This is a genomic window from Comamonas sp. JUb58 (assembly GCF_004364775.1).
Lineage (GTDB): Bacteria > Pseudomonadota > Gammaproteobacteria > Burkholderiales > Burkholderiaceae_C > Comamonas.
Genome location: NZ_SOAL01000002.1, coordinates 152493 through 164335, shown reverse-complemented (window position 1 = coordinate 164335; position 11843 = coordinate 152493). Strand labels below are relative to the sequence as shown.

At 61.1% G+C, this 11843-nt stretch carries 6 protein-coding genes; 3 read left to right on the top strand and 3 right to left on the bottom strand.

From position 1 onward, the window contains the following. Positions 1–8 precede the first annotated feature (8 nt). From EDF71_RS02995 to EDF71_RS02985, 3 genes are all read right to left on the bottom strand, one after another. On the bottom strand, positions 9–680 hold the full coding sequence (locus tag EDF71_RS02995) for a hypothetical protein (protein ID WP_243854145.1): 672 nt from the start codon (positions 678–680) through the stop codon (positions 9–11). Continuing rightward, positions 680–1300: a hypothetical protein gene (locus EDF71_RS02990; RefSeq protein ID WP_232539510.1), complete on the bottom strand. Its 621-nt coding sequence runs from the start codon at positions 1298–1300 to the stop codon at positions 680–682. Before EDF71_RS02990 ends, EDF71_RS02995 begins: the two co-directional genes overlap by 1 nt. A 97-nt stretch (positions 1301–1397) precedes the next feature. Further along, complete coding sequence (locus tag EDF71_RS02985; protein WP_133855154.1) at positions 1398–3545, bottom strand: hypothetical protein; 2148 nt, start codon at positions 3543–3545, stop codon at positions 1398–1400. A gap of 410 nt (positions 3546–3955) precedes the next feature. Here EDF71_RS02985 and htpG point away from each other — a divergent pair, with 410 nt between their 5' ends. From htpG to xrtH, 3 genes are all read left to right on the top strand, one after another. Further along, a complete protein-coding gene (gene htpG, locus EDF71_RS02980; RefSeq protein WP_133855153.1) occupies positions 3956–5905 on the top strand; it encodes a molecular chaperone HtpG in 1950 nt (649 codons plus the stop codon). Positions 5906–6909: 1004 nt separating this feature from the next. Continuing rightward, positions 6910–11037: a DUF11 domain-containing protein gene (locus tag EDF71_RS02975; RefSeq protein WP_166656437.1), complete on the top strand. Its 4128-nt coding sequence runs from the start codon at positions 6910–6912 to the stop codon at positions 11035–11037. Between the two features lie 177 nt (positions 11038–11214). Continuing rightward, on the top strand, positions 11215–11766 hold the full coding sequence (xrtH, locus tag EDF71_RS02970; protein WP_133855151.1) for an exosortase H: 552 nt from the start codon (positions 11215–11217) through the stop codon (positions 11764–11766). Positions 11767–11843: the final 77 nt, after the last annotated feature.

Here is an 11843-nt window from a genome sequence, read left to right as displayed (position 1 = left end):
CCGTCTCCTTATTCCATCGACGCGGTGAAATACACCGTGCCTCGGTAAGTGCCTGCCGGGTAGAACGTATCGTTGGCGTATCTGAATGTCATGCGCGTGGCATTCATGTTGCGCGTCTGGTACGTCCAGGTGCCCAGACAAAGAATGATGATCGGAATCGAGCAGATGTTGGCATTGGCGTTGAAGCTGGCGATCTGTTGGTTGGTCGCGCCGTTGAACACGCCGCTCTGGATATCTCCAGTCGCCGAGCCACTGTTGTTGCTGACTGTCCAGCTGATCTTGCTGAACGGGATAACGGTGCTGCCACAAGCGCCACTTTGGCAGACCAGGCCGGCGCTGGAGTCCACTCGCAAGGTGACGGGTCGGGCGACTTCCGAAGCAATGATCGGACGCACCGGCGTGACCGAGATATCAATGGCGGGTGAGCCGGTGACGGCGGTGGGTGTAAGGCCTGCATTGTTGCCTGAGACATTGAACTGCACCGTATCGGTACCGGCAGCAGATCCCACCTGCAGCGACAGCGCATAGTTGGTGGTGGCTGCGCTGTCGCTGACCGTGATGATGACGGCGTTGGCGGGCACCATGATGCCGCAGGCGAGCAGTACCAGCCCCGCACTCAGCGGTGCGCGTGCTGCCCGCAGGGCGGCACGCGCGGCGGTGTTTGCATCGCGCTTGCGCATCAGACGCCTGTCGCCGTATAGGTGACGGAGCCGGTGTAGGTGCCGGCGCTCCAGGCGGTGGCCGTGCCGGTCAGCGCATAGGTCCATGTGCCACTCAACAAGGTGTTGGGGGTGAGCGTGGTGGATGCGCATGCGCCCAGGTTGGCGCCGGGATGGGGCACCGGCGTTGCACCTGCTGCTGTCACGGTGAAGTTGGCATTGGGTGGGCCGCCAGCGGCCGGGCTCCAGGCACCCACGGCGCAATTGATGTTGGCGGTGCCGGCATTGGTCCAGGCAGCCACCGACAGCACGTTGCCTGTAGGGGTGACGGCCACGGTGGGCGCGGTGCCATCCCAGGGCACCTGGACGTTGTTGGCGGTGGCCGTGGGCGTGGTGCCGGGGGTGGGCGGAATGGTCAGCGTTGCGTTCCAGGTGACGGTGTCCTGGACGGCATTGCTGGAACCCACCTTGAGCAGGATCAGCTTGGGGATGACCACGCTCAGGTTGACCTTGGCGGTGGCGGTCACGGTGCCCGTACCGGCCGAGGAGAAGCCGTATTGGCTTTCCGCCAAGGCATGGCCAGCGTAGGCCAGCGCCAGGGCAGATCCCAGCGCCAATGCTTTCAATTTTGGGTGTTTCATGGTTCGAGTCTTTCAAGAGAGCAAGCGCCTGGGCGCCGGGATTTGGCCCACACCGTGCACGGGGTGCGCAAGCGAGGGCCTGGGTTCTGCTGCATGGCTAGTCCTCCACCTTGGTGATGGGGATCTCGGCGTTGGCTTCGCCACGCAGCGGAACATCGACGCCCAGCACTGCGCCATCGGCGTTGCCCCAGGGCAGGGGCACGCTGTCGAGCGTGATGCTGAGCTGATGGCGGCCTACGCCGACCATCGGGAATAAAAAGCGGCCTTCGGCATCGGTAGTGGCGCGGTAGCGTCCATCGAGTACCACCTCAATGCCTTGCGCGCCGTTTTCGTCGGACTGGATGCGGCCATCCTTGTTGGCGTCATAAAACACGCGGCCGGTCACGCTTCCACTGCCATTGCCAGGCATGCCACCGGCCACGGCAAAGGGCCGGCCGGTGCCGCCTTCCCAGCGCAGATAGACATAGGCAGTCTTGTCGTTGCTGCGGTAGATCTGCGGGCTGGTCCAGCTGAGCACCTGGTTGGTGGCCAGTCGCGCCTGGTTGAGCAGCACACCCATGCCCATGCTCCAGCCATTGCCCCACTGCTTTTCGGCCAGCAGATTGCCGGACAGGCCCCGGCTGGTGAAGAGCCCGCCGCTTTGCGAGGTGTAGCGCAGGTTGCCGGAAATGCTCAGCGTACTGCTGGGCCAGTAGCGGCCTTGGACCCCGAATGTGGGGTAACGCTGGGTGCTGCCGTTGCTGCGGTCGTCCGCCCAGCCCAGGGTAGTGGTCAGCTCGGAGCGCATGGTTTCGCGCTGAGCGCTGATCCAGTCCTGCTCCCACTGCAGCTCGCGCCCGGTAGCAGTGCCATCGCCCAGCACAATCTGCTCATTGCTGCGCAGGCTCAGGCTGAAGCGCGAGCGCGGCAGCTCGCCAAAGCGGGTCTGGTAGTAGCCATAGGCGTAGAGGCTGCGCATCTTGCCCTCCAGGCCACCGCCCTGGCCGTCCCCTTCATAGCGGGTTTGGTACAGGTTGAGGTTGCCGCCCAGCGAGGTGCGGCGGTCCATCTGGTAGTGCAGATTGCCGCTCAGCCCCACGCGGGTCTGGCCTTGCTGGGCCGGCCAACTGCTGGCGCGCATGCGCTCCACATCCACCCCCGTGCCCCAGCTCATGCGGCTGGTGCTATGGTCCATGCGCCAGTAAGCGCCTTGCGTGCCCGAGGGCAGCAGGTAGTCACCAAAATGCAGATTGGGGCGGGTGACGTAGGCACCCCAGGTATGGCGGTAGCGGCCCAGCTTGGTGTCTGCCTCCAGATACAGGCCTTGTGCGCTGCCAGATGGGGTTTGTGCCGAATCGCTGCTTGTGCTGCTGCCCAGCGCGGTCAGTCGGCCGCGCAATGCGCCGTCCTGCTGCGTGGGCGATCCATAGCCCAGTGCTGCAGCCCAACTGCTGACCCGCTTGCTGCCACTGTCCTGGCCGCTCCAGAGGCCATAGTCCACCGCTGCAACGTTATTGGCCTGGTTCAGTTGGCCGGCGGCATACCAGGCGCCACCCAGGCGCTGGGTGGCGCCTACCCAGGCGACTGTGCCCTGGCTCTTCTCGAAGCCGGGATAGGGGCCGCCCAGCAAATCGCCCCGCTGGCCCATGCCGGCGCTGATGTCAAAGTCCGCGCCATAGATGCGGGTGGACAGGCCCCGCACGGTGCTGGTGCCCAGCATCAGGCGGTAGTTTTGGCTGAGACCGGTGGTCAGCTCGCTGTAGCCGTCACCGATGGTGGTATCCATGCGGATGCCGGGCGTGATGGGCATGGCCAGGTTCTGCACGGTGATGCGCTGGCTGTTGGATTGACGGGCATAGCCCAGGGCGCCAATGCCATTGAAGGCGTCTTGGCCGCCATGCATGCTGCGCACATTGGCCTGCAGCAGCCACTCGCCATAGTTCAGGGTTTGCTGGCGGTACTGGATGCGCTGGCCTAGCTCGGTGCCGCTTTGGCTGCCCAACGGGCCGTTGTCAGAACGGGCGATGCCCAGACGGCTTTCCAGCGCCCAGCTGCGCAGCCCCAGCGGCAAGGTGCTGGGGTCGACTTCTTCGGCTTCACCGGCCCGTAAGGCCGTCAGATCATCGGCGCTCATGAAGTTGTCCTCGTAGGCGGCGGGTGCCGCCTCGATGGTGGCGCGCAGCCGGGCCTGCTCTGCCTGGGCAGCGCTCAGTGACTCCACCTGGGCACTGACTGCCTGATCGTTCTGTGCTTGGGCTAGGGACACATGCCCACCAAGCACCAGCACCCACATCCCCCAAGCGGCACGCCCTGTAAACGCCTGGAAGAAACCAGTGCCGCTGTACAAGGGATGCCGCTCAACAACATTCATTTGTAATAAAAGGTTAACTAAAGTTGAATTTATTTTGCGCGGATGCCACCAATCAAATGTCAAAATTTGATACACAACGTTAAGTGTGTCAGGGGAGATATCAGTGGAGTGGGATGGCGCGTAGAAAGAAAATGAAAAATCTCCTCTACGGGTGATCATGATCATTTATCAGCGATCTATGTCATAAATCTTTGCTTGATATAGATTATTTGGATAAGCAATTCCTAAAATGACGGTATACCTTGAAGCGGCGCGGTCTGCACCCATATAGACCCTTGATCTGTGTTGATGAAGACTGAGCTCCCATGACCAAAAAAACCCATTCCTTCCAGGCCGAAGTGGCCCAACTGCTTCACCTGGTAACGCATTCGCTGTATTCGAACCAAGAGATCTTTTTGCGCGAGCTGATCTCCAATGCGTCTGATGCATGCGACAAACTGCGCTTTGAAGCGCTCAATGACAGTGGTTTGTACGGCGACCAACCCGATCTGGAAGTGCGCGTGTCCTTCGATGACAAGGCCAAGACCTTGACCATCACCGACACCGGCATTGGCATGACCACGCAAGAGGCCATCGACAACCTGGGCACGATCGCCAAGAGCGGCACCAAGGCCTTCATGGACAAGCTGAGCGGCGACCAGAAGGCCGATTCGCAGCTGATCGGCCAGTTCGGCGTGGGCTTTTACTCCGGTTTCATCGTGGCCGACAAGATCACCGTCGAATCGCGCCGCGCAGGCGCCGAGGCGTCGGAAGGCGTGCGCTGGACCAGCGGCGGCATGGGCGACTTCGAGGTCGAGCAGATCGACCGTGCCCAGCGCGGCACCAGCATCATCTTGCACCTGCGCGAGGATGCGCAGGACTTCTTGAACGGCTACAAGCTCAAGGAAGTGATTGCCAAGTACTCCGACCACATCAGCCTGCCCATCCTGATGGAAAAGGAAGAGTGGAAAGAGGGCGAGAACGAGCAGCCCGGCGAGATGGTCAAGACCGGCGAATGGGAAACCGTGAACAAGGCCAGCGCCCTGTGGACCCGCGCCAAGAAGGACATCAGCCCCGAGCAGTACCAGGACTTCTACAAGGCCATCAGCCACGACTACGAAGACCCGCTGACCTGGAGCCACAACCGCGTCGAAGGCAATACCGAGTACACGCAGCTGCTCTACATCCCTGCCAAGGCACCGTTTGACCTGTACCAGCAGGGCAAGCATGCAGGCATCAAGCTCTACGTCAAGCGCGTCTTCATCATGGACGATGCCCAGGCACTGATGCCGCAGTACCTGCGCTTTGTCAAAGGCGTGATCGACTCGGCCGACCTGCCGCTGAACGTGAGCCGCGAGCTGCTGCAGGAAAGCCGCGATGTGCGCCTGATCCGCGATGGCTCGGTCAAGCGCGTGCTGTCGATGCTGGAAGACCTGGCCCGCCACGACAAGCCTCAGGCCGCCGCCGAAGGCAGCGATGGCGTGGTGGATGTGGTCAGCGAAGACGACAAGGCCAAGGAAGGCAAGTACAGCCGCTTCTACAGCGAGTTTGGTGCCGTGCTCAAGGAAGGCCTGGGCGAGGACATGGCCAACAAGGACCGCATTGCCAAGTTGCTGCGCTTTGCCTCGACCACGCACGAGGGCCTGAACAGCTCCTTTGCCGATTACAAGGCGCGCATGAAAGAAGGCCAGGAAGCCATCTACTACATCACCGCCGACACCTTGGCCGCTGCCAAGAGCAGCCCGCAGCTGGAAGTCTTCAAGAAAAAGGGCATCGAGGTGCTGCTGATGGCCGACCGGGTCGACGAGTGGGCGCTGAACTTCCTGCAGGACTTTGATGGCACGCCGCTGCAATCGGTGGCCAAGGGTGCTGTTGACCTGGGCAAGCTGCAGAACGAGGAAGAGAAGAAGGCCGCCGAGGAAGCTGCGGAAGCATTCAAGCCCGTGCTGGCCAAGCTCAAGGATGCCTTGAAGGACCGCGCCGACGACGTGCGCGCCACCAGCCGCCTGGTGGATTCTCCCGCCTGCCTGGTGGTCTCGGACAGCGGCATGAGCCTGCAACTGGCCCGTTTGCTCAAGCAAGCCGGCCAGGCTGCGCCAGAGTCCAAACCAGTGCTGGAGGTCAATCCCGAGCACCCGTTGGTCAAGAAGCTGGACGGCTCGGTGCACTTCCACGACCTGGCCCAGATCCTGTTTGACCAGGCCGTGCTGGCCGAAGGTGGGCTGCCGGATGACCCTGCCGCCTATGTCAAACGGGTGAACGCGCTGCTGGTGTAAACCGTATCAGGCAGAACCCATAACCCCGCCAGGATGGAAATCCTGGCGGGGATTTTTTATGGCGTTTTCCATAATGCAAAAAAACAGTAGGCCTTATTTTTATTTATAGCCAGACAGTATCTATGGCTGAATGAGGCTGTGGAGGGAGTGCTCACTTTTATTATCTGGATAGCTCGGTAATACCTGAGAAAACTGCAGTTAATGATTGTTGACATATTTTATTGCAAGCTATCTCTTGCGCTGCTTGCGGCTTGGAGGTGCTTGCATATGCGATGATTGATCGTTTTTTCCTTGGCTATGGGTGTGAGGTGCGCCCATTGCAAACGTGGTCAGCAAGGACTGGAAAGTGGCGGGGCAGATCGCCTGCCAAAGCGCTCACAAAGCGATGATAGCTGCACCAGTATGGCAGGGGTAGCCATGGTAATTTGAGGTAAATCAAAGGCTTGTGCCGCATGCGAAGACGATCCGGTTGCGGTATGGCGATGCCCCTACCTGCTTGTCTCTTACGGAAAACACGCACCAGAATAGTGCGTACTAGCATTTTCTGCCACCAGACCAGAAACCCAGACGCCATTGGCCATAGTTTGAAAATACTATGAAATAAGGCCCATCGTTTTGGTAAATCATTATTTTATATCCAATAATTTTATTGAAAGTTTATTGGATATATACACCAGACATTGGTGATAGATTCGCAGGCCTTGTTGCCTTATGCAGCCGGGGCCTAGATGGCCGGTCTCCAGGTTTTGAGGTATTTCTGGCGCTGCCGGAAGAATAAAGACCTCGTAAACGCCAGGACCCTATTTCACTGACTATGCAAGCCGTTATCCCTGTTTTTGCGGGGAGGGCGGAGCTTTGCCTTTTTTAGCAGGACGTTGAAAGTGTTACACCCTTATCAGCCGCCGCCGTTGTTCGCCAAAGTGCGATGCAGTTTGGCCGTGGCCCTGGTTTCTGGTTTCTTGCCCGCAATGGCGGCTGCGCAGTCAACCAGCTACGACATCTTTGTGAACCATGACGCTTTTGTGGCCCAGACTGGTGCCATGGCGGAGAACGGTTCAGTCGATGGCCCGGCAGGTGCGGACTTTGTGTACCGTGCCAAGGTCAAGATCAATGGCAACCGGGGTGAGGTGTCCAATGTCACTTTGCAGCAGGAGCTGCCCAAGGGCGCCATCTTCCAGGCGATTGAAGCGCCCGCTGGGGTCAGCTGCGCTGCGCCACTGCCCCCGGTGGGTGAGGTTATCACCGCCGGGACGGTACTGAGCTGCACGCTTGCGCTGGTGACCGCGACCGATTTTGTGGCCGTGGATTTCCGCGTCAAGCTGCCCAGTGCCGCCACCGATTGGACGGCCAAGGCATCGGCCTTCAGCCCCAACAATCTGGACCCGGATGCGAGCGAAGCCGCGCCCAACCATAGCCGCATCGAACGCACTATCACCACCTTTGAACGCGCCGACCTGGCGGTTGAGATCGTGGGGCCTGCCGATGGCTCGACCCATACCCAGGGCAACAAGGTTGACTACCAGCTGCAGGTGCGCAACACCAACTCGCCCTATGCCTTTGTGCTCAAGGCTGGCGAAAAGGCCAATGTGCGCTTTCCGTTGCCCGAGGGGACCGAGTTCCAAGGGGACCCCAGCGGTAAGGGCTGGGCCTGCACCAAGGCCGAAGATGCCAGCTCCGGCAAACCGGTACCCGTTTGGAGCTGCAGCTACACCGTGGCCGCTGGCCAGAGCGTGGCTCGCAACACTGATTTGCCGCTGTTGACCATCCCGCTGCTGCTGAAAACCAGTGGTGGCGATGTGAGCAGCGTGGTGTCCGTCTCCGGTGAGACGGCCACAGGCCAGCTGTTCCTGGATGCTGACCCGGACAACAATGTCGACGAGCTGCGCATCCAGGTAGAAGCCAACCTGAATCTGGACATGGCCCTGACCAAGTCCGTCAGCCCCCAGGTGGTCGACAAGAAGGCCACCGGTCCGGTGCCTGTTATCTATACCCTCAGCGCCAAGCGCGTGGCGGGAGATCTGGCCGCAGAGAATGTGGTGGTGACCGATACCCTGCCAGCAGGCATCCGCTTTGTGTCTGCCACCGGCACGGGCTGGACCTGTAGCAATGAGGCGCAGCTGATCCGCTGCACGTTCAGCGGCGCCTTTGCCGCTGACCTGCCCACGATCAAGGTCGAGGCCACGGTCGATGTGAACGCGGTTGCCGCAGAAGGCGTGCTCAACAATCAGGCCGAGGTGTCGGCGAGCAATGAATCGCCTGCCAATATCGCTGCCAACAACAAGGCACAGGCCAGCGTGAAGGTCAGCAACCAGGTGAATCTGGCGGTGAGCAAGAGCACCGCTGCCTCGGTGATCGCCTCCGGCCAGCCTTACCAGTACGCCATCAGCATCAAGAACAACGGCCCCTTGGCGGTGCTGTCCGGCCAGACCATCACGGTCAGTGACCAGCTCGATGGACAGCTGCAGTTTCTGGGCGTTCCGGAAGACTCCAAGTGGGTATGCGATCCCAAAAACAGCACGGACACCGAATTGGGCAAATTGCTGACCTGCACCTATGCCGGCGGTATCCCTGTGGGCGGCAGCGAGACATTGGTGCTCAATGTCGTGGCACATATCAGCGCAGCCAATGGACAATTTGCCCGCATCACCAATGACGCTACCCTCCAAGGGGTGGACGGACGTGAAGGTACGGCTATCGGCCAAGTGGTGAACAGCAACAGCGTCAATCTGTCGGAGAAAAAGGCCGATCTGTCGATCAGCAAAGCCGGCGTGGTCAGCGGTGAAGCGAAGTCTGGCGCCGAAGTGGTCTACACCTTGACCGTCAAAAACGATGTGCCTGCCGGTTCGGAGAATGAAGACCTTCAGACGGCTCAGACCGTCACCATCACGGACACCGTGAACAACCTGCTGACCAACTACAGTGCCGGCGTGTTGGGTGTGGATGCCTATGCCAACAGCCGCTTTCTGACGGCCGAGGTGCAAATGCCCACGCTGGCCCAGCCGGATGCGCAAAGCCTGAAAGCGGGCGACGCCGCCACGTCGGAAGGCTGCACCATCTCGGGCGATAACAACCAGAAGTCGGCCACCGTCAGCTGCACGCTGAGCAACCTGCCAGCAGACCCGGGCCTGGAGTACCTGGTCGTCATCAAGGCGCGCCAGTATGTGGACCCGCTGAACGACGCGACGCAGACCAACACCATCGTCAACAAGGCGACCGTGACCTCGCCTGACACCGCAGAGTTCAACACCGCCAACAACAGTGCCGAAACCTCGGTGGTTCTGGAGGCGCTGACGGACCTGACGGTCAGCAAGCAGGCGGCACCGGAGGCAGCAGCGGCTGGCCAGGCGATCACCTACACCTTGACCGCCAAGAACAGCGGCCCTTCGCAGGCCCGTCTTGTGACTGTGACCGACACCTTGCCGCTGGGCACCTTGTGGGTGGGCAATGCGCCCAGCATCAGCGGCGGCAGCTGCAGCCTGAGCGGTGGCGCGGCCTTTGCGGCCGGCCTGGAGATCACTGAAGCCAATCGCACGATGACCTGCACCTGGACGGAGCCGGTGGGTGAGAACGCGCAAAAGACCGTCAGCTACCAGCTGCGCTCCAAGGCCACGGGCTACCCTGCCCAGCTGGAAGATGCACAGGTGGTGGTGAGTTCTGTCACGCCCGAAACGAACCTGGCCAATAACAGCGCCACCGAAACCGTTCCGCTGGACAAGCCCCAGATCGATGTGCTGGTGAACATGCGCCATACCAATGACGGCATCCCGCTGGATACCGGCGAGACACAGTACACCATCACGGTGACCAACAGCGGTGCATCCCAGTCCTTCGCCACGGGGGTCAACATGACCGATGTGTTCCCGGCAGCGGGATCGACGGCCGACTTCCGCTTTGTCTCGCTCGACAGCGTGCAACTGTCCGGCAACGACAGCCGTATCGGTGTGGCGAACTGCCAAGCGCCAGCGAAGGGTGCCTTGGAAGGACCGTTGGTCTGTGATTTCCCTTGGCTGGCACCGAACGAGTCGGTGGTGATCAAGTTCACGATGGAGCCTGCAACGCTGCTCAACAACCGCGCCGTGGGCACCATCAACCACAGCGCTACGGTGCGCGCCGATGTCGAAGCGTTGACGGGCCTGGACGTGAGCAAGAACAACCAGACGGCGGACCGCACCTCCACCTATGACCCAACATTGCTGTCGCCTGAAGAAGCGGGCAAGCTGCGCTACGTCGACCTGTCGCTGACCAAGACCTCATCGACCACGGACGCGGTGGATGTGGGTGACCTGATCGCCTACACCTTGACGGTGAAGAACGAGGAAGACCCCGCTGCCAACCCACGCAACGACCTGGTCGATGGCCATGCCGTTCTGACCGACACCTTACCCGAAGGCCTGGCGCTGGATGGTGCAGACCCCGTAGGCTGCACATATGACGCGGCAACGCGCGGCCTGCGCTGCGAGATCAGCGCGCTCAATGCCGGCGAGAGTCTGAGCTTCTCCTTCAGCGCCCAAGTGCTGTCGCGTGCAGACGGCCAGACCGAGGTAGTGAACAGCGCCAAACTGAGCAGCCCGGGCGACAGAGACGAGAGCAACAACGACAGCAGCACCGAGACGCCGCTGGCCCTGGTGGACCTGGCGCTGACCAAGGAAGTGGACAAGGCCCAGGCTGCTGCCGGCGATACGCTGGTCTACACCTTGAGCGTGGTCAACAACGGCCCGGCCGCCAGCCGCAGCGCCATGGTGACCGATGTCTTGCCCGAAGGCCTGGTGCTGGTGCAAGCCTCGCCCGCGTGCCGCTTTGAAGATGCCAGCCGCACGCTCAGCTGTGCAGTCGAGCCCCTGGCCGTGGGTGCCAGCGTCACTTTTAGCGTGGAAACCACGGTGGATGCGGCGCTGGAAGGCCCGCTGAGCCTGGTCAACACCGCCACGGTGGAGCTGCCCGGCGATACCGACCCGAGCAACAACCAAAGCTCGGCCACCACCACCATCCCTGGCAAGAACACCAGCGGTGGCGATGACAAGCCGGGTGGTCAGGCGGTGCCCGTGCCGACCTTGGCCCCGGGCGCCCTGCTGCTGATGGCCCTGGCCATGGCCGGCCTGGCGGCACTGCGACTGGGACGCCGCAGCCGCTAAGGCGGATCCATAGGATTTGCCTCCACCCCTCAAGCCGCGCATAGCCTTGCGCGGCTTTTTTACGGGGGAAACGGGATGCGCACGATCCCCAGTTGTTGACAGAGACATTTCCCCCGGCCAGAACTTTAGCGGCTATATTTGCTCCTACGTCCACTTCGACGACTGCAGGCAGGCACCATGGTTCGCTTCTTTTTTGTATTTCTGGGGCTCCAGCTCACTTTGTTCGGTCTCAATATGCTGAGCTGGGTGCAAAAGCACCTGGTCGAGCCCTGGACCGCGATGCTGGCGCAGATCTGCGCCTTTTTGGTGACCTGGTTCGACAAGTCGGCCGTGGCAGAAGGCAAGGTGCTGTGGAACCATGCGACCAACTTTGGCGTGTCCATTGAGGCCGGCTGCAATGGCATCGAGGCCTGCATTGTGTTGTTTGCGGCCATCATGGCCTTCCCATCGAGCTGGCGCCACAAGATGATCGGCCTGGTGCTGGGCTTTATCGCGGTGCAAGCGGTCAATATCGTGCGCGTGATCAGCCTGTTCTACTTGGGCCAGTGGAACATGACCGCCTTCAACTTTGCCCATGAATACCTGTGGCAGGCGCTGATCATGCTGGACGTGCTCGTGGTCTGGCTGGTCTGGGTGCGTGCCGGCCAGCGCGCCAAGCGGGCCGACGATGGCTCGGACCAACCGCCTCCCTCGGGCTCAGGGGCCGAGCCCACGCTGGCAGCCGCCTGATTTGAACCGGCCAGCAGTGCAAGCACTGCTGGCTTTTTTCCATTGGCAGGACAAGAAGTACATGGCCCCCAGGGCTG

What these genes read in the sequence shown, in the direction of transcription:
- EDF71_RS02995 (WP_243854145.1), bottom strand. Translation starts at nt 680, where the DNA reads ATGCGCAAGCGCGATGCAAACACCGCCGCGCGTGCCGCCCTGCGGGCA.
- EDF71_RS02990 (WP_232539510.1), bottom strand. Translation starts at nt 1,300, where the DNA reads ATGAAACACCCAAAATTGAAAGCATTGGCGCTGGGATCTGCCCTGGCG.
- htpG (WP_133855153.1), top strand. Translation starts at nt 3,956, where the DNA reads ATGACCAAAAAAACCCATTCCTTCCAGGCCGAAGTGGCCCAACTGCTT.
- xrtH (WP_133855151.1), top strand. Translation starts at nt 11,215, where the DNA reads ATGGTTCGCTTCTTTTTTGTATTTCTGGGGCTCCAGCTCACTTTGTTC.